Source organism: Streptomyces dysideae (assembly GCF_001514305.1).
Taxonomy (GTDB): domain Bacteria; phylum Actinomycetota; class Actinomycetes; order Streptomycetales; family Streptomycetaceae; genus Streptomyces; species Streptomyces dysideae.
Genome location: NZ_KQ949076.1, coordinates 465,113 through 488,440, shown reverse-complemented (window position 1 = coordinate 488,440; position 23,328 = coordinate 465,113). Strand labels below are relative to the sequence as shown.

The 23,328-nt window shown below is 69.6% G+C and carries 20 protein-coding genes and 1 pseudogene; 5 read left to right on the top strand and 16 right to left on the bottom strand.

What is annotated here, in order from left to right; all coding sequences use genetic code 11:
- Positions 1–2: 2 nt before the first annotated feature.
- Together AQJ91_RS55200 and AQJ91_RS58110 are read right to left on the bottom strand one after the other, a co-directional pair.
- Complete coding sequence (locus tag AQJ91_RS55200) at positions 3–221, bottom strand: hypothetical protein (protein WP_067016903.1); 219 nt, start codon at positions 219–221, stop codon at positions 3–5.
- A gap of 71 nt (positions 222–292) precedes the next feature.
- Positions 293–478, bottom strand: a pseudogene (locus tag AQJ91_RS58110) (hypothetical protein); the annotation flags it as partial.
- A gap of 543 nt (positions 479–1,021) precedes the next feature.
- On the opposite strand from AQJ91_RS58110, the gene AQJ91_RS05435 reads away from it, so the two are divergent.
- Positions 1,022–1,912 (top strand): esterase/lipase family protein, encoded by an 891-nt coding sequence (locus AQJ91_RS05435; RefSeq protein WP_067016900.1) that lies wholly within the window; start codon positions 1,022–1,024, stop codon positions 1,910–1,912.
- A 452-nt stretch (positions 1,913–2,364) separates the two neighbouring features.
- Here the strand turns inward: AQJ91_RS05435 and AQJ91_RS58105 are convergent, their stop codons facing one another.
- Both AQJ91_RS58105 and AQJ91_RS05425 read right to left on the bottom strand, forming a co-directional pair.
- Positions 2,365–2,997 (bottom strand): transposase, encoded by a 633-nt coding sequence (locus AQJ91_RS58105; protein ID WP_407696825.1) that lies wholly within the window; start codon positions 2,995–2,997, stop codon positions 2,365–2,367.
- 129 nt (positions 2,998–3,126) lie between these two features.
- On the bottom strand, positions 3,127–3,411 hold the full coding sequence (locus AQJ91_RS05425) for a hypothetical protein (protein ID WP_159054484.1): 285 nt from the start codon (positions 3,409–3,411) through the stop codon (positions 3,127–3,129).
- A 14-nt stretch (positions 3,412–3,425) separates the two neighbouring features.
- Between AQJ91_RS05425 and AQJ91_RS05420 the strand changes: the two genes are divergently transcribed.
- Positions 3,426–5,840: a sensor histidine kinase gene (locus AQJ91_RS05420; protein WP_234381809.1), complete on the top strand. Its 2,415-nt coding sequence runs from the start codon at positions 3,426–3,428 to the stop codon at positions 5,838–5,840.
- Positions 5,837–6,493 carry a response regulator transcription factor gene (locus AQJ91_RS05415; RefSeq protein WP_199847853.1) on the top strand — a complete coding sequence of 219 codons (657 nt, stop codon included), beginning with the start codon at positions 5,837–5,839 and terminating at the stop codon, positions 6,491–6,493. The genes AQJ91_RS05420 and AQJ91_RS05415 overlap by 4 nt, the downstream gene beginning before the upstream one ends.
- A gap of 86 nt (positions 6,494–6,579) precedes the next feature.
- Here the strand turns inward: AQJ91_RS05415 and AQJ91_RS05410 are convergent, their stop codons facing one another.
- On the bottom strand, positions 6,580–7,638 hold the full coding sequence (locus AQJ91_RS05410; protein WP_067016896.1) for a hypothetical protein: 1,059 nt from the start codon (positions 7,636–7,638) through the stop codon (positions 6,580–6,582).
- A 217-nt stretch (positions 7,639–7,855) separates the two neighbouring features.
- Positions 7,856–10,438 (bottom strand): aminopeptidase N, encoded by a 2,583-nt coding sequence (gene pepN / locus AQJ91_RS05405; protein ID WP_067016894.1) that lies wholly within the window; start codon positions 10,436–10,438, stop codon positions 7,856–7,858.
- A gap of 139 nt (positions 10,439–10,577) precedes the next feature.
- On the opposite strand from pepN, the gene AQJ91_RS05400 reads away from it, so the two are divergent.
- Positions 10,578–11,228, top strand: a complete 651-nt coding sequence (locus AQJ91_RS05400) for a mycothiol-dependent nitroreductase Rv2466c family protein (RefSeq protein WP_067016892.1) — start codon at positions 10,578–10,580, stop codon at positions 11,226–11,228.
- Between the two features lie 3 nt (positions 11,229–11,231).
- On the opposite strand, the gene AQJ91_RS05395 is transcribed toward AQJ91_RS05400, so the two are convergent.
- The 7 genes from AQJ91_RS05395 to AQJ91_RS05365 all read right to left on the bottom strand — a co-directional run bounded on the left by AQJ91_RS05395 (position 11,232) and on the right by AQJ91_RS05365 (position 18,698).
- A complete protein-coding gene (locus AQJ91_RS05395) occupies positions 11,232–11,459 on the bottom strand; it encodes a hypothetical protein (RefSeq protein WP_067016890.1) in 228 nt (75 codons plus the stop codon).
- A 38-nt stretch (positions 11,460–11,497) separates the two neighbouring features.
- Positions 11,498–12,580 (bottom strand): glycerophosphodiester phosphodiesterase, encoded by a 1,083-nt coding sequence (locus AQJ91_RS05390; RefSeq protein ID WP_199847852.1) that lies wholly within the window; start codon positions 12,578–12,580, stop codon positions 11,498–11,500.
- Between the two features lie 463 nt (positions 12,581–13,043).
- Positions 13,044–14,471 (bottom strand): FGGY-family carbohydrate kinase, encoded by a 1,428-nt coding sequence (locus AQJ91_RS05385; RefSeq protein ID WP_067016888.1) that lies wholly within the window; start codon positions 14,469–14,471, stop codon positions 13,044–13,046.
- A gap of 202 nt (positions 14,472–14,673) precedes the next feature.
- Positions 14,674–15,714 carry a 2-hydroxyacid dehydrogenase gene (locus tag AQJ91_RS05380; protein WP_067016886.1) on the bottom strand — a complete coding sequence of 347 codons (1,041 nt, stop codon included), beginning with the start codon at positions 15,712–15,714 and terminating at the stop codon, positions 14,674–14,676.
- Positions 15,711–16,790 carry an ABC transporter ATP-binding protein gene (locus AQJ91_RS05375; RefSeq protein WP_067016884.1) on the bottom strand — a complete coding sequence of 360 codons (1,080 nt, stop codon included), beginning with the start codon at positions 16,788–16,790 and terminating at the stop codon, positions 15,711–15,713. Before AQJ91_RS05375 ends, AQJ91_RS05380 begins: the two co-directional genes overlap by 4 nt.
- The gene (locus AQJ91_RS05370) at positions 16,768–17,598 is read right to left on the bottom strand and encodes a DeoR/GlpR family DNA-binding transcription regulator (RefSeq protein WP_067016882.1); all 831 of its coding nucleotides are present in this window, start codon (positions 17,596–17,598) and stop codon (positions 16,768–16,770) included. The genes AQJ91_RS05375 and AQJ91_RS05370 overlap by 23 nt, the downstream gene beginning before the upstream one ends.
- Entirely contained in the window at positions 17,595–18,698 is a 1,104-nt protein-coding gene (locus AQJ91_RS05365) for an ABC transporter ATP-binding protein (RefSeq protein WP_067016880.1), read from the bottom strand. Before AQJ91_RS05365 ends, AQJ91_RS05370 begins: the two co-directional genes overlap by 4 nt.
- A gap of 152 nt (positions 18,699–18,850) precedes the next feature.
- On the opposite strand from AQJ91_RS05365, the gene AQJ91_RS05360 reads away from it, so the two are divergent.
- A complete protein-coding gene (locus AQJ91_RS05360; RefSeq protein ID WP_067016878.1) occupies positions 18,851–20,053 on the top strand; it encodes an RNA-guided endonuclease InsQ/TnpB family protein in 1,203 nt (400 codons plus the stop codon).
- Between the two features lie 35 nt (positions 20,054–20,088).
- Here the strand turns inward: AQJ91_RS05360 and AQJ91_RS05355 are convergent, their stop codons facing one another.
- Genes AQJ91_RS05355 through AQJ91_RS05345 form a run of 3 tightly spaced genes read right to left on the bottom strand, consistent with a single transcriptional unit; the run spans position 20,089 to position 23,224 of the window.
- Positions 20,089–20,919, bottom strand: a complete 831-nt coding sequence (locus tag AQJ91_RS05355) for a carbohydrate ABC transporter permease (protein ID WP_067016876.1) — start codon at positions 20,917–20,919, stop codon at positions 20,089–20,091.
- The gene (locus tag AQJ91_RS05350; RefSeq protein WP_067016874.1) at positions 20,916–21,797 is read right to left on the bottom strand and encodes a carbohydrate ABC transporter permease; all 882 of its coding nucleotides are present in this window, start codon (positions 21,795–21,797) and stop codon (positions 20,916–20,918) included. Before AQJ91_RS05350 ends, AQJ91_RS05355 begins: the two co-directional genes overlap by 4 nt.
- A 2-nt stretch (positions 21,798–21,799) precedes the next feature.
- Entirely contained in the window at positions 21,800–23,224 is a 1,425-nt protein-coding gene (locus AQJ91_RS05345) for an ABC transporter substrate-binding protein (protein ID WP_067016872.1), read from the bottom strand.
- Positions 23,225–23,328: the final 104 nt, after the last annotated feature.

Below are 23,328 nucleotides of genomic sequence, written 5' to 3'. Positions count from 1 at the left end.
CCTCACGGCCCCGCCGGCTCGTCGAGGACGTCGACCGCCCACCCGGTCGCCTGCGGCAGGAACCGGTGCTCGGCCGCGTACGCCGCCATCCGGGCGTTCCGCGCCTCGGCCTGAGGCCCGTCCGGCAGGTGGAAATCCTCGCCCGCCCGCGCGGCACCGGCCTGCATGCGCGTGGCGGTCGCCAGCCGTCGCCGCACATACCGGTCGAGCGCGGCGGGCACCTGGGCCGGACCGCACCCGTGAGGGCGTCGCCGAGTACGGCCGCGTCCACGATCGCCTGCGCCGCGCCCTGGGCCTGGAACGGCACCATCGCGTGGGCGCTGTCGCCCAGCAGGGTCACCCGTCCGACGTGCCAGCGGGCGAGCGGGGTACGTGTGTAGTGAAGGTGTGCGGTCGGCTCGGGGCGCGGTGACGACGTTGCCGTCGTTCCGTTTCCCCGAGCCGCCGACCCGAACCGGACGTGCGTGTCTCCACGCATCCGGCTCTCCACGCGTCTTGCCCTGTAGTCAGCCTGTTCCGGCTGCCGGTTCGATGGTCCACGGAGTCGGGATACGTGCTCCGCGGTAGCGATAGCGTTCGATCTTGACGCTGGATGCGCCGAGGAACGCGATCTCGCCGTCGGCGAACCGCCACCCCTGGTCACAGAATCTCTTCAACTCCCCGCTGGGGCTGGCCGCTTAGAAGATCTCCACAGCTCGAGGGGATTGACAGGGGTGTATCCGCCGCGCTGTGCGTACCGCATGGTCGTGTCGTACCGCAGGGATCACGAAGCGTCACGCCCCGCGACGTCTACGAGTTCAACCTGAGTAGCCCGGGGGAATCTCACCCCCGGGCTACCCGACCAAGTGCTACACCCAACCAGGATAGTCGCCCAGGAGCATGGTCGCGGGCGGCTGTGGGGCAAACGACCGGCACACTCAGCGACCGAGTCTGGCTAGCGTGTCCGCAGTTCGGGACTGGCACCGGCCGCGGTGCCTCCCGTGCAACCCCGCTCACCTCGCCTCCTTGAAAGGACCCGTCCATGCGACGAACCCGAAGACTTGCCAGGCTGTTCATCAGCGCCCTGGTGGCCATGGCGATCACGTGGATTGCGGCCGCTCCCGCAAACGCCGCGCCGAGCCGCGGCAACACCGAGGGAACCGTCATCTTCATCCACGGATATGATCCGTTCGGTGAAGCAGAGTTCGACTGCGCCGACTACTGGAGGAAAGCTCGGAACTACTTCAAGGACAAGAAAAACTGGGACGGAAACCTATACACGTACGGGTACTACCATGGCAACACGAACTGCTCATGGAACATCTCCTACCATGATGGGCACATCACCGATCGCAATACGTCGCTCAACACCATTGCCAAGAAGATGGCGTGGCACATCTACGACAAGTACTCGAGCAACAACAGTAAGAAGGTCGACATCGTCGCCCACTCCATGGGCGGCCTGATTGTTCGCACCATGCTGCGCCACGTCGCGCTCAATGCGACCGGCTGGCCGCCGTACCTCTATGTTGAGGATGTCGTGACGCTCGGCACCCCCCACAATGGCGCGAACTCGAATTACGTCTGGCTCTGCCGCGACAAACTCCAGTGCCGGCAGATGACACGGGGGGGCAGTTTCCTCGAAAATCTCGGCCCAGTTACGTACGATTCAGATATGGGCACCGACTGGACCGTGATGTCGTCGTTCAACGATGGCACCGTCGGTGAAGTCTCCGGTGTTTACCCATATGCGGAGCACAAGATTCAGTACTCGAATCTGCCCGGCAGTGATGACCACAACGCTCTCAGGAAGGAGTACTCGGATACGCACAGGGGCCGTGTCAAGAACGGCGGCGAGTGGTCCGACTACTTCCAGGTAGCTGCGCCACTGGAGAGAGCGCGCCTGGCTGTTTATCACCATGCCTCCAGGTAACATCGATCGTGCATGAGGGTCCGTCAGCTTGCTGACGGGCCCTTTCTGCTTGTTCGTAGGGGAGATCTCTGCTTGCGGGCAGGCGGGTGGCCCGGCTGTCGCACCGGGTGGGCGCCGGGTTCCACGGCTCCGGTCGTGGTGGTGCCGCTCGTGGGGACGAAGTGCTGCTGGTCAGCCTGGGTTCGGCAGAGCTTCGAGCCGGCCGAGGGCGTCTGTGATGACGCCGTTCCCGGGCCAGTGCTGTGCGAGGCGGAGGACCTGACTTTGCTCAAACTGGGTCTTCGAACTTGAGCGGTGCGCCCCTGTTGGTCGGCGTCCGCCTCCAGGGCCCTCGCAAGCCGGGGATGTGACACTCCCGCGGAAACTGTCACATCCTCGCGGCTTACCAGTCGGCGTCCGCGCACCGCTCAACTTCGAAGACCCCTCAAACTAGGGCCTGTTCTGAGTTGAGATCACGGGAGGGCTGGCAGGCTGCGTAGCCAGAGGATGGATCCGCGCAGGTGGAGTCCTACGGCGTAGCTCTCGGGTGTCTTGTCGTAGCGGGTGGCCAGCCCTCGCGATTCCTTGAACTTGTTGATGGCGCGCTCGACGGTGTTGCGATCTTTGTAGAGCGTGGCGTCGTGGCTGACGGGGCGGTCCGCCTTCACCGACTGCGAGTCGATCACTGCGGCCGTCGGCTCCGCGTCGCGGCCCGCCTTCTCGCGGACCTGCGCACGTAGCCGGTCGTGGAACTCCTTGACCAGGCCATGGTCGCGCCAGCGGCGGAAGAACGCGTACACCCGGTCCCACGGCGGGAAGTCGGCCGGCATCGCCCGCCACTTGATGCCGTTGTCGACGAGGTAGCGGATCGCATCGAGTACAGCCCGGTGGCAGTACGCCTCCGGCCGGCCATCGCGACCGCGCATCCAGCCCGGCACCGGCAGCAACGGCCGGACGGCCGCCCACTCCACGTCCGTCATGTCCGTCGGGTAGCGCGGCTGCCGCAACCCGTTGTCGGCGGCGTTTCCGAACCGGTGAGCCAGACAGTCACACTCCCAGGTGACCGAGCTGGACTGCCCGGCCGTCGGCACGGAAGACTGCTGCATCAGGGCCTCCTGCTGCTCGGTGATTCGACACCAACGAGCTGTTCAGGAGGCCCTGTCCGTATGCGCCAAGCGCCCCACGATCACCCAATCGGGACTCCCGTTCGACGCGCATCCCTCAAGATCGAAAAGTCAACAACTACCAAAGACGTAGGTGGTCGGCTTCATCCAGTTACCCGCAGTGGGGTTGACGGTCACTCTCCCGCGGTAACCGTTGACCGAGTCGGCGTCGGTGACGCGCTTCTGCACCTCCGCGCAGGCCGAACCGAGGCTCTGGGCGTTGGCGTCCGTGAAGGTCTTGCAGTTCTTGTCGTGGGCTTGCCAGGTTGCCGCGGCCTGGGCGGACAGTAGCCCGGCCCGGTCACTGGGTGTGCCGGTCGTTCGCCCCACAAGGAGCGGCCGCCCCACACCGGTCAACTACGCTTGGCTCCATGCGGCTTGGGGGGTACGAGGGGAACGGTGATGGAGCCGCCGAGCCGTTGGACGGCCCCAGGTCCAGCGAGCGCCTGTTGAACCTGGCCCTGGAGCGGTTCGGGGTGTGGCTCCGGTCCACGGTGGTCTGCCTGTGCGGTGCGCTGGGCGTCGTCTCGGCGGACGTGGCGGACATTCCCCTGGCGGTGTCTCTGCTGGTGCCCGCTCTTCTCGCCTGTGGTGTGCGCCTCTACGCGCTGCGCCGCCCGCGCCTGTTCCCGCTCGCCCTGCTGTGGACGTTGGACGCGGCCGTGTTGGTGTTGACGGGGCTGTCTCAGCCCGTGCTCGGCGGCGACGGCGGGAATGTGATGGTGGAGGCGGTTGTCGGCATCAGCGTCGTCGCTTTCCAGTACGAGTGGGCGACGCGCCCAGTGGCCGGGGCTGCCCTGGCCGCGTCGGGGGCCGTCGTCTGCGTGCTGGGCGATGTCCTCTCCTCGCCTGGCCACAGCCCGGACTTGATCCCCCTGGTGCGCATGTTTGTCCAGGTGACCCTGTCGAGGGCCGCTTACCTCATCGTTCGGGCGCTGGCCAGGGCGGCTGACCGGTCGGCCGCGGCCAGGGCGGCGGCGCGCCGGGAGGCAGATGCCGCCGCCGCACGGAGGGCGACCGAGCGCGAGTACCTGGCGACCCTGCACGACACGGCGAGCGCGACGCTGCTGATGGTCTCCCAGGGCGACGGCCGGGACTGGTCGTGGCTGCCTCCACGTGCCAGACAGGATCTGGAGGCATTGTCCGCCGTGCCCGGATTCGAGACGGGGAGCATCGACCTCGCGGCGCTTCTCGGCTGCGTGCCCGAGGGTGAGGGAAAGGCCAGGGTGCAACTCAAGACGCGCGTCGATGGTCCGCTCGCGATTCCGTCCGGCCCTGGGCTCGCGATATTCAACGGGGTCCGGGAGGCCGTCACCAATGTGGCACGCCATGCCGGGGTGCGGGAAGCGGAGCTCAGGGCATGGACGGAGGGGGACGGCGTCGTCGTCGAACTGTCCGACGCGGGACGGGGCTTCGACCCGGAGTCCGTCCCCGCACGGCGCCGGGGCATTTCCGGTTCCATCATCGGCAGGATGCACGCGGTCGGAGGCTCCGCTTGCGTCACCTCGCATCCGGGCACCGGGACCCGCGTGCAGTGGCGCTGGCACGGCGGGGCCCGGGCGTCACAGGCAGGGGACGGAGCGCACATGACGGGCGTACCGCGCCCGCCCCGCGCCCAGCCACAGCACACGGCTGTCGTCCGCTTCATCCGCGGGCAGCTCCTTTACGGGGCCCAACTGGCTGTGCTGCTGATCAGCCTGGTGTGGCAGTTCGCCATCTCGCTGCGCCGGCTCATGGTCCACCAGGACGTGTACCGCCCTGCGTGGGCCCAGACAGCCGCCTTCGTCTGCCTCGCCGCCGTCGCGGTGACCGGGGGCGCCTATCTGCTGCGCGGCAGGCAGATCCCGCCGAGGGTGCGCGGGTGGAGCCTGGGCTCGGTGCTGGCCGTTTCGGCGGTATGCGCGTTCACGCTCCCGCCGGAGCAGTCGACAGGTCCGGCGGACTGGGCGTTCGGAGTGGTCGGCTGGCATGCGCTGTTCCTGCTGGCAGACCTGCGGGTCAGGGTGTACGCGGCGTTCCTCGGGGCGCATATGGGGCTCAACGCGACCGCTGTGTTCTTGTCGGGGGCGCCCACCGCCGCCGAGTCGGCCGTCATGGGGATCTCCACGATATCCGCCTGCGGCTTCCAGCTCTCCGTCGGTGTACTAATGACGTACCTGCTGCACGGTACGGCGCCGGCAGCGGGGACCGCGGCCGCACAGGAGGAAGAACTGCGTACCCGGGAACGCATCCACGAGGACATGCAGCGTGATCACAAGGAGCGCTACCGCGCGCTGACGGCGACGACAGTGCCGCTGCTCGTGGGCCTCGGCCACGGTGTGCTGAGCCCGCACGACGAGGAGGTCAGGCTGCGGTGCGGCGTGGAAGCCGCCCGTATGCGCCGCCTGTTCGCGGAGAGCGATGCCGTCTCCGACCCGCTGCTGAACGAGTTGCGGGCATGCGTCGAGGTGGTCGAGCACCAGGGGGTGACGGTCAGCCTGGCCGTACGAGGTCGGCCGGGTGAGGTGCCCGTGGAGGTACGCAGGGAGTTGGTCGACCCGGTGGCGGTGATTCTGGGCCGTACCCGCTCGACCGCGCGGGTGACTGTCGTGTGGACGCCCCGCGCGGTACGCGTGAGCGTGGTCAGCGAGGACTGCGCCGACGGCCGCGGCACGGAAGAGGCCGCTCAGGCACACGACCGTGCCACGGACGCGAAGGTGACCGTGGCGCGAACGACGCGCGGCGGAAGTGTGTGGGTGGAGGCCGACTGGAGAAGACCCGCAGCCTCTGGAGTTGACCTCACATGAGTGACAACGCACCGGTCAGCGTGGTCGTCGTCGACGACCATCCCGCCATCCTCTCGGGTGTGGAGGCGTGGTACGCCGCATCACGGCGGCCCATCACCGTGGTCGCGGCCGGCGACTCCGTACGGGAAGCCTGGACCGAGCCGGGCAGCACGGCCGATGTCGTCGTCCTCGATCTGCAACTGGGCGAAGGCGGCCCCGCCTTCGGCAGCCTCCGAAGACTCGTCGACGCCGGGCGGCAGGTGGTCGTCTACTCGATGCGGGACGACGAGAAGACAGCGCTCAGCTGCCTGGACCTGGGAGCCGCGACCTATCTGACCAAGAGCGAGGGCCGAGACCACCTGGTCGAGGCGACGCTGGCGGCAGCGGACGAGCGGCCCTACATGCCGCCCGCGCTGGCCGGCGCGCTGGGCACGAACACCCGCGCCGACCGCCCCCAGCTCTCCCTGCGCGAGGAGAACGTGCTCATCGAGTGGTTCCAGTCGGAGTCGAAGGAGTTGGTCGCGCAGCGTCTCGGCATCTCCGTACGGACGGTCAACTCGTATCTGGACCGGGTGCGGATCAAGTACGCGAACGTCGGCCGCCCCGCACGCACCAAGGCAAGCCTGGTGGCCCGCGCCATCCAGGACGGCCTGGTCGACGTGGACGACCTCTGAGCGCGGCCAAGGGGACGGCCCTCAGCAGGGACTGCCGTCGGCACCGGTCAGGGTGCCCCACTCATGGGGCACCCCGTCCGCGGTGGTCAGCGCGGCAGCACCACGACATACGCCGCCGGATCACGGTCCGCCGACGCCATCAGGGCCGTACGGACCACCGTCGCCTGCTGTTCCATCGCGTCCCGCAGCTTCTTCGGCGTGAGGTGGACGACCGTGATGCCCAGCCGCTCCAGGTGCTCGCGTTTGCGGGCGTACTCCGACCACAGGGCGTCGTCGTCCTGCCGATGGCCTTGGCGGGGTGCCCGCGTGTCCAGTTCCACCGCCACCGCCTGCTCCGGCCAGTAGGCGTCCAGGCCGCCGAGGTGCGGGCCGCCCGGCAGGCGCAGATCGACGTTCCAGACCGGGTCGGGGAGGCCGTACTCGTAGACCATCCGGTACAGGCGGTCCTCCGAGATGGCCCGGCCCTCCGCGATCAGTGACTCCACGGCGTCCACCACATACGGGCGGCTGAGCAGCTTGGCCTGGTTCAACTCCCTTACCACCGACGCCGGTTCGCAGTGCCTACCGCGTACCGCCTCGGTCAGGAGGCGGCGTACGGCGCCGGCGTCCGTCAGTTCGGAGACCGCGTCGGCCAGCGCGCGCGGCACCGGGGCCACCGGAACGCCCGTCACCTGCTGCGGGGTCGGCATGGCCGGGGTGCGGACGATGCGGGCGCTGCCCGTGGAGCGCAGCCGGCGCATCCTCGGGACCAGGACGTCGAACGTGTCCAGGGCGGTCAGGGGCGGCGTCGCGGAGAAGCCGTGCAGGGTCAGCGCCGCCAGGCCGGTGATCATCGCCTCCGCGTAGGCCGGGCGGTGCGGTTCCTCCGCGCCCGGCTGGACCGGGACCCCGGCCGTCCGCTCCCGCGCGGCGAACATCAGCACCGCGTGCAACCGCTCCTCGCTGGTCGGCGGGCCGGGGTGGAGGACGTAGACGCTGGGGAGGAGCTGTTGCCAGGGGCCGCCGGGGCGGCACTGCTCGTTCACTTCCGCCGACGAGACGCCGTGCGCCTTCAGCTGGGCGGCCGTCAGTACCCGGCGGTGCACCTCGGAGAGGTGGCGGAGGGGGCGGGGCGAGAGCGGGGGGAGTGGCGTGTTGTGGTTCATGGCTCGGAGGCTTCCGCATCCGATCCGTCCCTTAACCGCTGTTACACGCCCGTCGACAAATCCAGACAAGACAGCCCTAAAGGACGGGTGTTCGGTTGCCGAGTAGGCAGGGAAACCCCTGGTCCATTAGGGGTGGACCAGGGGTTACGGCTCCTGTTGCCTGAATTCCGTAACGGTGCCGGAAAGCCGAATCACGGGCCAGAGACCAGGCCGGAGGTCACTGGTCGGCCGTCTCCGCGTCGCACGCCTGTCCGCGCAGCCCCCGCGCCAGATCGTCCCGCGCCTCCAGCACCAGCCTGCGCAGCGCCGGTGCCGCGTCCTCGTGGGCGGCGAGCCAGGCGTCCGTCGCGTCGAGGGTCTCCGGTGAGTGCTGGAGGGACGGGAACATGCCTCCGACCACGTCCATGCCGATCTGGATGGACCGCTGCTCCCACACCCGTTCGATCGCCGCGAAGTACTTCGCCGCGTACGGCGCGAGCAGCTCCCGCTGGGACGGCTGGGTGAAGCCCGCGATGGTCGCCTCGACCAGGGCGTTGGAGAGGGCGTCGGACTCCACGACCTGCGCCCACGCCTGCGCCTTGACGGCCGCCGACGGGCGGGCGGCGAGGCAGCGGACCTGGTGGCGCTTGCCGGACGCCGTGTCGTCGCGGGCCAGTTCGGCCGCCAGCACCGGCTCGCCGGCGATCCCGTGCGCGGCCAGCGGCTGCAGGAACGCCCAGCGCAGCTCCTGGTCCACGTCAAGACCGTCGATCTTCGCCGTGCCGTCCAGCAGGCCCTGGAGCAGCTGGAAGTCGGACGCGCGGGACGCCACCGACGCGAAGAACCGCGCCCACGCCAGCTGGGGCTCGCCGCCCGGCTCGGCGTCCCGCAGCTCCCGCAGGGCACCCTCGGCCAGCAGCCGCTCGCCCTCCGGACGCCAGTCGGGCGCCACATAGTTGACCAGCGAGGAGTTCGCCCACGCGTGCAGCATCTGCAGCACGCCGATGTCGGACTCGCGCCCCGCGTACCGCAGCACCAGGTCCACGAAGTCCCGCGCCGGCAGCAGCGCGTCCCGCGTCATGTTCCACAGCGCCGACCAGCACAGGGCACGGGCCAGCGGGTCGGTGAGCGCGCCGAGGTGTTCCTTCAGCGTCTCCAGCGAGGCCGTGTCGAAGCGGATCTTGCAGTACGTCAGGTCGTCGTCGTTGACCAGCACCAGCTCCGGCGCCTCGGCACCGGCCAGCTCCGCCACGATCGTGCGCGGCCCCTCGACGTCGGTCTCCACGCGCGCGTACCGCTCCAGCGCGCCCCCGGCGCCCCGCCGGTACAGGCCCACCGCCACCCGGTGCGGCCGCAGCTCCGGGTGTGACTCGGCGGCTTCCTGGAGGACGGCCACCTCGTCGACGCGGCCCTCGGCGTCCAGCAGCACCTGCGGGGTCAGCGAGTTGACGCCCGCCGTCTGCAGCCACGCCCGCGCCCACGTGCCCATGTCCCGGCCGCTGGTCTCCGCCAGCACCGACAGCAGGTCACCGAGGCGCGTGTTGCCGTACGCGTGCCGCTTGAAGTAGCGCCGCGCGCCCTCCAGGAACGCGTCCTGGCCGACGTACGCCACCAGCTGCTTCAGTACGGAGGCGCCCTTGGCGTAGGTGATGCCGTCGAAGTTGAGCTTGGCGTCCTGGAGGTCGCGGATGTCCGCCGTGATCGGGTGCGTGGACGGGAGCTGGTCGGCGCGGTACGCCCATGACTTGCGGCGGTTGGCGAAGGTGATCCAGCCGTCCTTGAAGCGGGTCGCGCCGACCAGCGAGAACGCGCCCATGAAGTCCGCGAAGGACTCCTTCAGCCACAGGTCGTCCCACCACTCCATGGTGACCAGGTCGCCGAACCACATGTGCGCCATCTCGTGCAGGACGACGTTGGCGCGGCCCTCGTAGGACGCCCGTGTCACCTTCCCGCGGAAGATGAACTCCTCGCGGAAGGTCACCATCCCCGGGTTCTCCATCGCCCCGAGGTTGTACTCGGGGACGAACGCCTGGTCGTATTTCCCGAACGGATACGGGTAGTCGAAGTGGTCGTGGAAGAAGTCCAGGCCCTGCTTGGTCACCAGGAACACGTCGTCGGAGTCGAAGTACGGCGCGAGACCCTTGCGGCACATGGCGCCGAGGGGGATCTCCAGCGTCGTACCGTCGTCGAAGACCCTGGTGTAGGAGTCCGTGACGTAGTGGTACGGGCCCGCCACGAAGCAGGTGATGTACGTCGAGATCGCCTTGGTCTCGGCGAACCTCCACACCCCGTCGACGAGTTCACCGGCGCCGTTGCTCCACACCGTCCACCCCTCCGGCGCCCGCACCTCGAAGCGGAACGGCGCCTTGAGGTCCGGCTGCTCGAAGTTGGCGAAGACCCGGCGGGAGTCGGCCGGCTCGTACTGGGTGTAGAGGTAGACCTCGCCGTCCTCGGGGTCGACGAAGCGGTGCATGCCCTCGCCGGTGCGGGAGTAGGCGCACTGCGCGTCGACGGTCAGCTCGTTGTCGGCGGCCAGGTCCTCCAGGACGATCCGGGAGCCGTCGAAGACCTCACCGGGGTCGAGGTCCCGGCCGTTCAGGGAGACCGCGGTGACGCCCGGCGCGATCAGGTCCGCGAAGCTCGCCGCGCCCGGCTCGGCGCAGCGGAACCGGATCGTGGTCACGGACCGGAAGGTCCGCGGCCCGTCCCCGGCACTGTCGCCCACCGCGGAACGCAGGTCGAGGGACACGTCGTACCCGTCGACGGACAGCAGGGCGGCCCGCTCCCGGGCCTCGTCGCGGGACAGATTCTCACCGGGCACGGGTGGCACTCCCTCGGGTGGTGTTCAGCATGCGGACGGCACTGATCCTGCCATGCGGCCCTGACACCCGGCAGCAGGGAATGAAGCGGGCGACGGGCGCGTTGTTGCATCTTCAAACGTGCGTATCCCTAGGAGAGCCATGTCCGAGACCGCCAAGACCCCCGTCGACTTCTGGTTCGACCCCCTCTGCCCCTGGGCCTGGATGACCTCCCGGTGGGTGCTGGAAGTGGAGAAGGTCCGCGACATCGAGGTCCGCTGGCACATCATGAGCCTGGCCGTGCTCAATGAGGACAAGATCGACGAGCTGCCCGCGGAGTACCGGGAGATGCTCGAGGTCAAGGCGTGGCAGCCGGTACGTGTGGTGACCGCGGCCTGGCAGAAGCACGGCGCCGACGTCCTCGGCCCCCTTTACACCGCGCTCGGCACCCGCTTCCACAACAACGACGAGGGCGTGACCCTGGAGGCGATCGCCGGGGCCCTGGCGGACGCCGGTCTGCCCGCCGACCTGATCGACTACGCCGAGCAGAAGGACTTCGAGTTCGACGCCGAGCTGCGTGCCTCCCACAAGGAGGGCATAGACAAGGTCGGCCAGGACGTCGGCACCCCGGTCATCGCCGTCCCCGGCGCCGACGGCGAGCAGATCGCCTTCTTCGGCCCGGTCGTCACCCCCGCCCCCAAGGGCGAGGAGGCCGCCCGCCTCTGGGACGGCACCCTCGCCGTGGCCTCGGTCCCCGGCTTCTACGAGATCAAGCGGACCCGTACCAAGGGGCCGGACTTCAGCAATCTGTAGGGCTCAGTCGGTGGCGGCGGCCTCCTCGATCCGGAACTCCTCGGGGAGGAGACCGCCGCCGCCCCGGTGGAGGTACGGCTGGTACCACCGGCAACCGACGGCGGTGCAGCGCCAGAGGTTGTCCACGTAGTAGCGGTCCCCCTTCTCCGCACGGACCGCCGCCTTCTCGTCGCTGTTGAGCTTCTGGAACTTCTGCCTGCTCCGGCAGGTCAGGCATTCTCTCTCGATCAAGAACCCCTCCCCTTCTTCTCTTGGCGCGCCCCTACGGCTCACCGTGCGATCACCGCCAGATCCGGGAAGTCGGTCACCACCGCGTCGACCCCCAGCCCGTAGTACAGCGCGTACTCGGCGAACGCGTCCCCGAAATCACCCCCTCCGGTACCCCGCCGGAAGTCCGCCGCCAGGAACTGGTTCTCCGCCCGGAAGGTGTACGGCCCGATCCGCAGCCCCGCCGCGTGCGCGTCCGGCACGAGCGAGGTCGGGCTCCCCAGGGTGCCGTCGCTGGTCAGCGGCACGATCGACGTCTTGTCCGGCCCGATCCAGTCCGCGTACTCCGCGATCCGCGCCAGGCCCGCCGGGGTCATCATGTCCTTGTACGTCGTCGGATCCCCGGCCGAGACCAGGTCGTACGGCCCGCCCGTCGTCCCCAGCGCCTGCCACAGCGGCACGCCCAGCCGCTGCGCCGCGATCCGTTTCAGGCTCGTCGGCTCGAAGGACTGGACGACGCACTCGCGCGGGCCGAGCCGGTTGCGGCGGATCGCCTCCGCCAGCTTCGGCTCCAGGGGCAGGCCGATCGAGCGGAAGTAGGTCGGGTGCTTGGTTTCCGGGAACACGGCGATCGTCCGGCCGTACGTCCTCGACAACTTCCGCGCCAGGTCCACCACCTCCTGGAAGGTGAGCACCTGCTCGCGGCCGTCGAAGACGGTGTTGCGGTTGCGGACCAGCGGCAGCCGCTCCACCGCGCGCAGCGTCTTCAGCTCGGCCAGCGTGAAGTCCTCCGTGAACCAGCCGGTCACGGACCGCCCGTCGACCGTCTTCGTCGTACGCCGGTCCGCGAACTCCGCCCGCGAGGAGACGTCCGTGGTCTGCGAGATCTCGTTCTCGTGCCGGACCACCAGGACGTGGTCCTTGGTCGGCACCAGGTCCGGTTCGATCCAGTCGGCGCCGGTCTGCACGCCGTACGTGTACGAGGCGGCCGTGTGCTCGGGGCGCCAGCCGGCGGCACCGCGGTGACCGATGACCACGGGGCCGCCCGGACGGCCCTCGGCCGCCGACGCGGGTACGGCCGCGGCCACCGGGGTGGCGGCGGCCGCGAGCAGCAGGGAACGGCGTCTCATGGTGTGCGTGGGCATGCAACTTCCCTTCTTAGGAGGGCGGTTGGACGGCCATCATGGGATGCGTGCGGCGACGTACGGATGGCCGTGAGGTGAAGGGTGAAGGGCGTGGGAGATCCGGCCCGTGCCGCGCCGGTTCGTGTGCGTTGGTCGGCCGGGGGTCGGGCGGGGGAGATCGGGCTCGGCGCCGCGCGCGTTCCCGGTGCTTTGGCGGCTGCGGGATGGGCGTGGGAGTTCTGGCTCGGTGTCGTGCCCGCTCGTGTGCGGGGGTCGGGCGGGGGTCGGGCGGGGGAGATCGGGCTCGGCGCCGCGCGCGTTCCCGGTGCTTTGGCGGCTGCGGGATGGGCGTGGGAGTTCTGGCTCGGTGTCGTGCCCGCTCGTGTGCGTTGGTCGGCCGGGGGTCGGGCGGGGGAGATCGGGCTCGGCGCCGCGCGCGTTCCCGGTGCCTTGGCGGCTGCGGGATGGGCGCGGGAGTTCTGGCTCAGCGCCGCGCCCGCTCGCGCGCCTCCGCCAGCCGCGCCAGATGCTCCTCGTATCCCTTCGCGTAGTACGCCGCCCGCCCCGCGTCCGGCTCGACGACCGCCGTCGGCCGCGTCCAGGCCTCCGCGTCCAGCGCGACCCCATACCGTTCCGCCGCCGCGAGGACCGCGCCCCGGGCGCCCACCTCGCCCTCGACCACCCGCAGGGGCCGGCCGAGCACGTCCGCCAGCAGCCGCATCCAGGCGGGGCTGCGCGTACCGCCGCCGCACACCGCGAGGGAGCCCGTCAGGCCGGCGGCAGCCAGACAGTGCCGGGCGGCGTAGCCGATGCCCTCGCAGGTGGCGCGGACCAGGTCGGCGCGGGTCGACTCCAGGGAGACGCCGGTGAGTTCGGCACGCAGGCGCGGCTCGACGAACGGGGCGCGCTCGCCGGACGGCGCGAAGTACGGCAGGACGCGGACCCCGTGCGCGCCGGGCGGGCTCTCCGCCAGCAGCCCGTCGACCTCCTCGTGCCGGACGCCCGTAGTCGACAGCACCCAGTCCAGGGCCGCCGTGCCGACCATCGCCGGCATCGCGCGCAGCCAGTGACCGGGACGGTCGGTGGAGATGTACAGGCCGGCCGGTTCGCCGGTGAGGTCGAGGTCGGTGGTGGCCACCAGGCTGGCCAGACAGGTCCCGACGATCAACAGACCGTCCCCGGGAGCCGTCACCCCCGCGCCCAGCGCACAGGCCGGCAGGTCGTACGGCCCGTTCGCCAGCCGCGTCCCGGGCGGCAGCCCCTCACCCCGCGTCTGCGCCGTCGCCAGCGGATCGCTGACGGGCGCGAGGAGACCGCGTCGGTGGGTGAGGCCGAGCAGTTCCACGGCCCGGTTGTCGTACGCCCGGGTCCTCGGGTCCAGGAACGGCATCGACGCGTCCGACACATCCGTCGCCGCCCGCGAACGCCCCGTCAGCCGCTGGAACACCATGTCCTTGCAGTAGACGGCGGCGGCCGCGGCATCCAGCGCCTTCGGCTCGCGACTGTCCAGCCACGCCAGCAGCGGCCCCGGACACCCCGGGAACATGGCGCTCCCCGTCCGCCGGAACACCGTCTCGAAGGTGCCGTCCGCCAGCCACTGGTCGACCAGTTCGTGCGCCCGCCCGTCCATCCAGGAGGCCGCGGCCCGCACCGGCCGCCCCTCCTGGTCGACCAGCCACACCCCGTCCCCCTGCCCGGTCAGCCCGGCCAGCTCGACCGCCTCGGGCACCCCCGAGGTCACCTCGTCCAGCACGGCGACGACCGCCGCGTACACCTCCTCCATGTCCTGCTCGACGACCCCGCCGTGCAGGGCGAGGCCCACCGGGCGGGCCGCGACGGCCAGTTCCCGGCCGGTGCCGTCGAAGGCCGCGGCCTTCACCATGGACGTGCCCACGTCGATGCCTATGTACATCAGGGCCTCCTCAGCGCCAAGGGCCTGTCTTTCGGATCCATCCGGGGCCGCGGGTCCGGCACGCGAATCCGCCGCGTTGCCGTCGGCCGCCGACGCCCCTCCCGACTTCGCGCGGGGACCTCCGTCGCCCGCACTCGCCCGCGTCATCAGGCGCCGCCTCTCGGAGTCGGGCCGATCCGAAAGCCGAGCCCTTGTACGACACTCACGTCAGGCGGTGCGCCAGCGGCTCCCCCCGCACCCAACGCCCCACCTCCGCGGCCGCGATCGCCGCCGCCTTCTCCGCCACGGCCCGGCTGGCCCCGCCCAGATGCGGAGTGAGGACGACCCGCTCGCCGAATCCGAACAGGCGCGAACCGGACGGCACCGGCTCCCTCTCGTACGTGTCCAGTGCCGCCGCCGACACCTGCCCGCTGTCCAGCGCGTCGCACAGCGCGCCCTCGTCCAGCAGCGGTCCGCGCGCCGCGTTCACCACCACCGACCCCGGCGGCAGCAGCGCCAGCTCGCGGGCGCCGATCAGGCCGCGGGTCTCGGCGGTGAGACGGGCGTGCAGGGTGATCACCCGGGAGGCGCGCAGGAGTTTGTCGAGCGAGGCGACCCGCAGACCGTGGATCTCGTGATGGTGCACATACGGGTCGTAGACCATCACCCGCGCCCCGAACGCGCACAGCACCCGCGCGACCCTGCTGCCCACCGCCCCGTACCCGATCAGCCCGACCGGCAGGTCCTCCAGTTCCAGACCACTGTGCTCGTACGTGTAGTAGGTCGCCCCCGCCCAACTTCCCTGCCGGGCGAGCAGGTCATGGGCCTGGGGGATTCGGCGCAGGGCCGCCAGCATCAGGCCGACGGTGAACTCGGCGGTGGCGGCGGCGTTGCGGCCGGGCGCGAAACACACCCGTACGTCACGGGACTTGGCCGCGTCGAGGTTGACGTTGACCGGGCCGCCCCGGCAGACCACGACCAGCCGCAGGTCGGGGCAGGCGGCGAGGACGCGTTCGGTGACCGGTGCCATCTGGGTGACCAGCACGTCCGCACCGGACAGCGCCTCGATCAGCCGGTCCTCGGCGTCACTGGCCTCCTCGACCTCGGCGACCGGGCCGAAGGGCTCCAGGGGCCAGCCGAGCTGCAACTCATGGTATTCAAGGGGCTGTTCCGGAAGTTCGTCCCGGACCGCGCCCGTGATGAGCTGCGGCAGCACGAAGTGGTCACCGGCGGCCAGGACGCACACGTTCTTCCCGGAGGTCATCGCAGCGAGTCTCCCGTCTCGGCGTCGAACACATGGGTGAGCCGTACGTCGGCGGCGACGCGGACGTGCTCGTCGTGGGCGAGGCGTACCTCGGGTTCGGTGAGGACGACCAGGGGGGTGTCGACGCCGTCCAGGGCGAGGGTCGCGATGCCCGACTCCAGCAGGGGTTCATGGGCCGTGACGCGGGCGGCGATGCCGTCATCGGACGTCAGGCGCAGGTCCTCCGGGCGGATGCCGACCACCACCTCACGGCCCGCAGCCACGGGCATCGGCAGGGCGATCCGGGCCGCGTCCGAGAGGCGGGCGTGGCCGTCGTCGGTCGCCACGCCGGGGAGGAGGCTGATCGCGGGTTCGCCGACGAAGTCCGCGACGAAGAGGTTGGCGGGGCTGTCGTAGATCTCGTACGGGGTGCCGAGCTGCTGGATGACGCCGTCCTTCATGACGACGATGCGGTCGGCGAGGGAGAGGGCCTCCTCCTGGTCGTGGGTGACCAGGATGGTCGTATGGCCCAAGTCCTTCTGGATGCGCTTGAGTTCGCGGCGGGTGGTGTCGCGTTGGGCGGCGTCGAGGTGGGAGAGGGGCTCGTCCAACAGCAGCACGTCCGGTTCCCGGATCAGGGCGCGGGCCAGGGAGACGCGCTGTTTCTGGCCGCTGGAGAGGCCGGCGGGGCGGGCGTCGAGGAGGGCGGTGAGGTCGACGCGCTCGGCGATCTCGGCGACCTTGCGGGAGACGTCCCCTCTTGCACTGCGCTTGCGCGCCTTCAGCCCGAACGCGAGATTCTCCGCCACCGTCAGCGGCGGATACAGCGCGTAGTTCTCGAAGGCGACCCCGATGTTCCGCCGCTGCGCCGGCCGCTCGATCACCGACGCCCCGCCCACCAGGATGTCCCCGCCGGTCACCGTCTCCAGACCGGCGATCATCCGCAGGGTCGTGGACTTGCCGCACCCCGACGGCCCCAGCAGCCCCAGCAGCTCACCGGAACGCAGGGCGAGATCGAGACCGCGTACGGCGTCCACGGAGGGCCGGCCTCTGGACCGGTAGGTCTTGCGCAGGTCACGTAGCTCCAGCTCGGTCATCGCCGCTGCCCTTCGTCGCGCAGACTTGGTAGTCGACCTTGTGCTCGTCCAGGTCCCGCAGCGCCTCGGCCGACGCCCCGTCGTCGACGAGGAGCAGGTCGAAGCGGGACAGCGGGACCACCCGGTGCAGGGCGTCCCGGCCGAGCTTGGTGTGGTCGATCAGCAGGACGTTGCGGGCGGCCGCGTCGAGCATGGCCCGCTTCACGGACACGATGTGCTGCTCCTGGTGGTAGGCGTAACCCCCGTGCACGGCCGACGTGGACGCGAAGCACACGTCCACGCGCAGCTGCCCGATCGCCTCGACGCAGGACACGCCGAGGAAGGAGGAGTGCAGCGGGTCGTAGTCGCCGCCGAGGGCCATGAGATGGATGCCGCGCTGGTCGGAGAGGAGGTTGATGGCCTCCAGGAAGTTGGTGACGACGGTCAGCGGGGTGATCTCGCCGAGCCGCAGCCTGCGCGCTATCTCCAGGGTGGAGGTGGAGTCGTCCAGCATGATCGCCATGCCGGGCTCGACGAGCCCCAGGGCGTGGTCGGCGACGGCGGCCTTCTCGGCCCGCATGGTCTTCAGCCGGTACTGCACGTTGGACTCGAAGACCCCGGACGGCTGCGCCGTGACCCCGCCCCTGAACTTCCTTACGATGCCCTGCCGTTCGAGCTCGTCGAGGTCCCGGTGGATGGTCATCAGGCTCACCCCGAAGCGCTCGGCCAGCTCGGCCGCGGTCGCCGAACCGTCGGCCAGGACCCGCTCGGCCATGGCGGCCTGGCGGGCCGCGGGCCCCTGCTGCGTACCGCTGTTGTTGCTGCTCATCGTGTCCCGATCCGTCGTCCTGGGCGCTCCGGCCGGTCGGCCTCGAACAGCAGCAGGTTCTCAGGCCGCACCGACAGCCGTACCGGATCGTCGGGACGAAGCCCGGCCGCCTCCGAACGCGGGGCGACCAGCGACACGTGCAGCTCGCCGATCCGGACGGTGACCTCGATGGCGCGGCCGAGGACCTCGGTGACGTAGACGGTGCCGGTGAGTTCATGGCCCGGGCCGGTCAGGGTGATGTCGCGGGGCCGTACGCCGACCAGGACGTCCATGCCGGGAGTCGCCTGCGCGCGGAGCGGCAGCTCCACCTTCCCGTCCGCCGACCGGAAACCCCCGTCGGCCGTCACCGCCCCCGGCAGCAGATTGATCCGCGGCCGCCCGAAGGCCCGCGCGACCTCCGTGTCGTAGGGCTGGTACCAGATCTCCTCCCGCGTCCCCGTCTGCACGATCCGTCCCTCCCGGATCACCCCGATCCGGTCGCCGAGTGCCAGCGCCTCGACGGAGTCGTGGGTGACGTACAGCGTGGTCGTGTGCTGTACGGCCCCGATCGCCTTCAGCTCGGCCCGCATCTGCTGGCGCAGCTTGGCGTCCAGGTGGGAGAGCGGTTCGTCGAGGAGGAAGGCGCGGGCGGGACGGACCAGGACCCGGCCGAGGGCGACGCGCTGCCGCTGCCCGTTGGAGAGCCGGCCGACCGGACGGTCCAACAGGGCGCTGATACCGAGGAGTTCGGCGATGGCGCCGATGCGTTCGCGGGCCTCGGCGGCGGGCAGGCGGTGCCGTGGGGAGCGGAGAGGGGAGGCGAGGTTGTCGTAGGCCGACTTGTGCGGGTAGAGGGCGTAGCTCTCGAAGCACATGGCGACGCCACGGTCGTACGGCTCCACGCCCTTCATGTCGGCGCCGTCGAGCAGGACGGCCCCCGAGTCGGGGAGTTCGAGCCCGGCGACGGTCTTGAGGGTGGTCGTCTTGCCGGCGCCGGACGGGCCGAGCAGGCAGAAGAACTCACCCTCACGGACATCCAGTTCGAGCCCGTCGAGGGCGGTCGTCCTGCCGTACGTTTTGTGCACTCCACGTAGGGCAATAGTCGCCTTCTTGGAGCTCATCGGGCCTCCCGGAGAATGCCCCGGCCTTCAAGCTGCGGAGGAATACTGTCTCTCCGTAGCTGCAGGTCGGTGCCCGCTCGGGTCATCACTCGTTCGAGTGGGTGTTCTGTGATTCGCGAAGAGAAGCGAATCATGGGGCTAGCTTTGACGCTGTGACGACACCGGGGGAAGCCAACGGAGCAGGACACGCGCGGTACACCTACCGTCTTCGCGTGTCGTCCTCTGCCTGCACGGCACTGCTGGCGGAGTGGGACCGGTGCCGGTGGATTTGGAACGAGTGCGTTGCCCGGTCCAAGAAGGCACACCAAGACGGGGAGAAGTGCGGCCCCGCGATGCTGGACAAAATGCTGACTGAGGCCCGTGCCATCACGCCGTGGTTGGCCGAGGGTTCCAGCGTGCCGCAGCAGCAGCTCATCCGCGACTTCGGCAAGTCCCGCGCCAAAGCACTCAAGGACATCAAGGACCGCCTGCCGATGAGGCAGCGTGCCGGGATGCCCAGGCACAAGAAGAAGCGTGAGGCCGATCCGACACTGAACTACACGCGACGCGGTTTCCGACTGAAGGACGACCGTCTGCAATTGGCAGGGAACATCGTCCTGACGGTCGTCTGGTCGCGAAAGCTGCCCGCTGAGCCGTCCAGTGTGCGGGTCTACCGGGACAGTGTCGGCCACTGGTACGTCTCGTTCGTCGTCCCTGCCGCAGTCGAGCCGCTGCCCGAAACTGGTGCGGTGCTTGGAGTCGACTGGGGCGTGAGGGAGACCGCGACCACCACATCCGACGCCCATGACCTCCCGCACTCCGAGCATGGCAGGAAGACCGAGAAGAAACTGACCCGGTACGACCGGATGACGGCCCGCCGCAAGCCGAAGAAGGGGCAGGCTTCTTCGAAGGGTTACCGCGGGGCGAAGAGGCTGCGGGCCAAGACCTACCAGAAGATCGCCCGGAAGAGGCAAGACACCGCGCGGAAGTGGGCGAAGAAGGTTGTGCGCGACCACGACGCCATTGCGGTGGAGGATTTCCGGCCGAAGTTCCTCGCCAAGACCAACATGGCGCGCAAGGCCGCCGACGCCGCGATCGGCGCGACGAAGAAGGCCCTGCTGGAGATGGGCCGTAAGCACGGGCGGGACGTGCGGCTGGCGCATCCCGCGCACACAACCATGGACTGCGTACGCTGCGGAGCGAGAGCCAAGCACGCACTGCCGCTGTCGGAACGTACCTACACCTGCACCGCGTGTGGAACTGTGTCCCCCAGGGACAAGAACTCCGCGTGTGTGATGCTCGTCCGGGCTGGTCTGTACCCGGCTGGTGTCGAGGGTGTAAGACCTCCAGGAGCGCTGCTCCAGGAGGCGGCCTGAGCCAGGAATCCTTCTCGGTTGACGAGGAGGAGCAGTCAAGACTTCACCGCCCCGAACGACAGCCCCCGCACCAGATACCGCTGGATCGTCAGCGCGAGCAGCAGCGGCGGTACGACGGAGACGAGTGCCGCCGCGGCCGTGAGGTTGTACTTGGGCCGGTCCCCGCCGAGGAAGGACAGCGCGCCGACGGTCACGGTCTGGGCCTCGTTGGAGGTGAGGATGAGGGGGAAGACGAAGTTGTTCCAGGCGAAGATGAAGGCGAGCAGCGACACCGCCGCGACCCCCGGCTTGACCAGCGGGAGCGCCACCTTCACGAACGCCTGCTTGCGGGTGTAGCCGTCGAGCAGCGCCGCCTGCTCCAGCTCCGGTGTCAGATCGGCGAAGTAGGACCGCATGATCCACACGATCAGCGGCAGCGTGACCAGTTGCAGCACCCACACCATGCCGACGTACGTGTCGAACAGCCCGAGCTTCTGGTACAGCACGAACAGCGGGATGATCACGGTGAGTTCGGGCGCGAACCGGAACGACAGCAGCGTGAACATCAGGTTCTCGGAGCCCTTGAACCGCCAGCGCGCCGAGGCGTACGCGGCCGGCAGCCCGACCAGCAGCGACAGCGCGACCGCGCCCAGCGACACCACCAGGCTGTTGACGAAGAACCGCACGAAGGGGATGCCCTCGCTGTCGCCGAGGACGGTGCGATAGCCGTCGAAGGTCGGAGAGAAGGAGAAATAAGTGCTGAACAACTGCTCGGCGGGTTTCAGGGACAAGATCACCATCCAGGCGATCGGGAACAGCGCGAAGACGAAGTAGAGGACGAGGCCGGCATCGGCCAGCCACCCCAACAGGCGTTTCCTGACGGTCACTTGGTCGTCACCTCCGCGGCCCGCCGCTGGATCTTCCCCAGGTGCCGGACCAGCACCATCGCGGCGAGGTACACCACGGCCCACAGCACGATCGTGTAGCTGATCCCGAAGGAGTACCGCTGGAAGCGGATCGCCTCCAGATACGCCCGGATCTGCAACACGACCGTGGAGTCGCCGGGCCCGCCCTCGGTCAGGGCGTAGATGATGTCGAACACCTTCAGCGAGTCCATGAACCGGAAGATCACCGCGACGAGCACGTACGGCCACAGCATCGGCAGGGTCAGCCGGCGGAAGGTGTACCACCACCCGGCGCCGTCAACCGCTGCCGCCTCGAAGGGAGATGTCGGCAGCGACCGCAGCCCGGCGAGCGCGAGGATCGCCACGAACGGCGTGTACACCCACACGTCCACGGCGATCGACGACAACAGCGCACCGGTCGGGGTGTCCGTCCACTGGACCCCGCCCAGCCCGAACGGTCTGAGCAGGTAGTTCACGACCCCCACCGACGGCTGGAGCATCAGCTTCCAGATGATCGCCGCGATCACCGGCGCGATCATCAGCGGCAGGATGAGGATCTTCTCCAGGATCCGCCCGAGGATCGTCGACCGGTGCAGCAGCAGGGCGACGGCGACGCCGAGCACGGTCTCCACGGCGGCGGCCCCGACCGCGTACAGCACCGTCACCCAGGCCGAGTTCCAGAAGGCCTCCTGTGTGAAGACGGCCTCGTAGTTCTCGAACCGCACCATGTCCGGCTGCGGTTCGCTCGCCGAGAAGTCGAACAGCGTGTAGTAGAGCCCGAGTCCGAAGGGATAGAGGATCCCGCAGGTCAGGAGCAGCGCCGGGACGATGAGGACGTACGGGCGCAGGGCCGGCCGCATGGCTAGCCCACCTTGTCGGCGAGATCGCCCGCCAGCCCGTTCAGCACCGACTTAGCGCTCTGGCCGCCGTAGATCTCCTGGAGGGCGGCGGCCCAGCTGGTGGTCGCGTCGAAGAACTGGGCCTGCGGGGTGAACTGGATCTTCGTCTGGTCGACGACCGTCTCGAAGGTCTCGATGAAGCCGGGGAGGCCCTTCATCTTGTCCTTGTAGGCGCCGTCTTCGGCGATCGACTTCCGCACGGGGTCGATGTGGTTGTGCGTGATCGCGCTCCTGCGCAGATGCTCCTTGCCGGTCGCCCACTGCAGGAAAAGCCAACTGGCGCTCTTCTTCTTGCTCTTGGCGTTCATGCCGAGCGACCAGATCCACATGTTGGTGGCGAGCGACCCGTCCGGCCCCTTCGGCCCCGGATGGAAGGCGATCTTCCCGGAGGCGGGACTGGCGCCCTCGACGGCCTGGAAGTAGGCGGCCGTGTCGGCGTCGAACAGCATCCCGGCCTTCTTCGCGCCGAGGTCGCTGGAGCACTGGTACCAGGTGTACGACGTCCAGGACGGCGGCCCGCCCTGCTTGACCATGCCGGCCCAGTTCTCGGTGAAGGCGATGGCCTCCGGGGTGTTCATGGCGGGCGTGAGCTTCTCGCCGTCGACCGTGAAGTCCTTGAGGCCGTTGCGGGCGTACATGGTCATGAAGCCCGGGTGGATGGTCGCCCAGCTCCGCGACCCGCGTACGGCGATCCCGTACATCCCGTCGAAGCCGGCACCGGGGGCCTTCCGCTTGATGGTCCCGGCGATCTCGCGCAGCTCGTCGAACGTCTCGGCGGGCTTGAGTCCGAGCTTGCCGAACACCTCGGTGTTGTAGGCGACGACGTTCGTCTCCCAGCCCCACGGCAGCGCGTACTGCCCGCCCTGCCCGAGCGGCGCACCGGCTTCGAGGGACCACTGGTCGGCCTGGAGGAGGTTGGGGAAGAAGTCGGCCTGGTCCCAGTCGGCCTCGGTGGCCGAGGAGTTGCGCATCCAGGGACCGAGGTCCTCGAGCCAGCCGGGTGGCCCGTACTGCCACACCATGTACGCGCCCAGCATGAAGACGTCGTACGAGGCACGCCCGCTGGACAGGTCCACGGTGAGCTTGTCGAAGTAGTTGTCCTCGGGGAAGACGTCGTACTCGACCTTGATGCCGGTCTTCTCGGTGAAGGACTTGAGGTCGGCGATGAGGGCATCCGTGTACGGGTGCTTGTTGAGCAGCGCCTTGACGGTGGTGCCCTTCTCGCGCCGCCAGTCGAAGGAGCCGGTGACGTCGTCCGCGGCCGAGCCGTCCCCCTTGGCGCCGCCGTCCCCGCCGAAGCCGGCACCGCAGGCGGTGAGGAGCGGGGCCGCGGCGACGGCGGCACTGAGGGCGAGGAAGCGGCGGCGGTCGTGCGCGTGCGTGTCCATCCGTGACCTCCACGTGGGGTTCGGTCCGGTCCGATGCTCGGGTGCTGTGTCTTCCCGGGGACTGTGACATCAGCGGCTTCGCCGCGGGCCCCCGGACCCCCAGC

What these genes read in the sequence shown, in the direction of transcription:
- AQJ91_RS05410 (WP_067016896.1), bottom strand. Translation starts at nt 7,638, where the DNA reads ATGAACCACAACACGCCACTCCCCCCGCTCTCGCCCCGCCCCCTCCGC.
- AQJ91_RS05365 (WP_067016880.1), bottom strand. Translation starts at nt 18,698, where the DNA reads ATGAGCTCCAAGAAGGCGACTATTGCCCTACGTGGAGTGCACAAAACG.
- AQJ91_RS05375 (WP_067016884.1), bottom strand. Translation starts at nt 16,790, where the DNA reads ATGACCGAGCTGGAGCTACGTGACCTGCGCAAGACCTACCGGTCCAGA.
- AQJ91_RS05345 (WP_067016872.1), bottom strand. Translation starts at nt 23,224, where the DNA reads ATGGACACGCACGCGCACGACCGCCGCCGCTTCCTCGCCCTCAGTGCC.
- AQJ91_RS05400 (WP_067016892.1), top strand. Translation starts at nt 10,578, where the DNA reads ATGTCCGAGACCGCCAAGACCCCCGTCGACTTCTGGTTCGACCCCCTC.
- AQJ91_RS05380 (WP_067016886.1), bottom strand. Translation starts at nt 15,714, where the DNA reads ATGACCTCCGGGAAGAACGTGTGCGTCCTGGCCGCCGGTGACCACTTC.
- AQJ91_RS05435 (WP_067016900.1), top strand. Translation starts at nt 1,022, where the DNA reads ATGCGACGAACCCGAAGACTTGCCAGGCTGTTCATCAGCGCCCTGGTG.
- AQJ91_RS05390 (WP_199847852.1), bottom strand. Translation starts at nt 12,580, where the DNA reads ATGCCCACGCACACCATGAGACGCCGTTCCCTGCTGCTCGCGGCCGCC.
- AQJ91_RS05350 (WP_067016874.1), bottom strand. Translation starts at nt 21,797, where the DNA reads ATGCGGCCGGCCCTGCGCCCGTACGTCCTCATCGTCCCGGCGCTGCTC.
- AQJ91_RS58105 (WP_407696825.1), bottom strand. Translation starts at nt 2,997, where the DNA reads ATGCAGCAGTCTTCCGTGCCGACGGCCGGGCAGTCCAGCTCGGTCACC.
- AQJ91_RS05370 (WP_067016882.1), bottom strand. Translation starts at nt 17,598, where the DNA reads ATGAGCAGCAACAACAGCGGTACGCAGCAGGGGCCCGCGGCCCGCCAG.
- AQJ91_RS05385 (WP_067016888.1), bottom strand. Translation starts at nt 14,471, where the DNA reads ATGTACATAGGCATCGACGTGGGCACGTCCATGGTGAAGGCCGCGGCC.
- AQJ91_RS05420 (WP_234381809.1), top strand. Translation starts at nt 3,426, where the DNA reads ATGCGGCTTGGGGGGTACGAGGGGAACGGTGATGGAGCCGCCGAGCCG.
- AQJ91_RS05415 (WP_199847853.1), top strand. Translation starts at nt 5,837, where the DNA reads ATGAGTGACAACGCACCGGTCAGCGTGGTCGTCGTCGACGACCATCCC.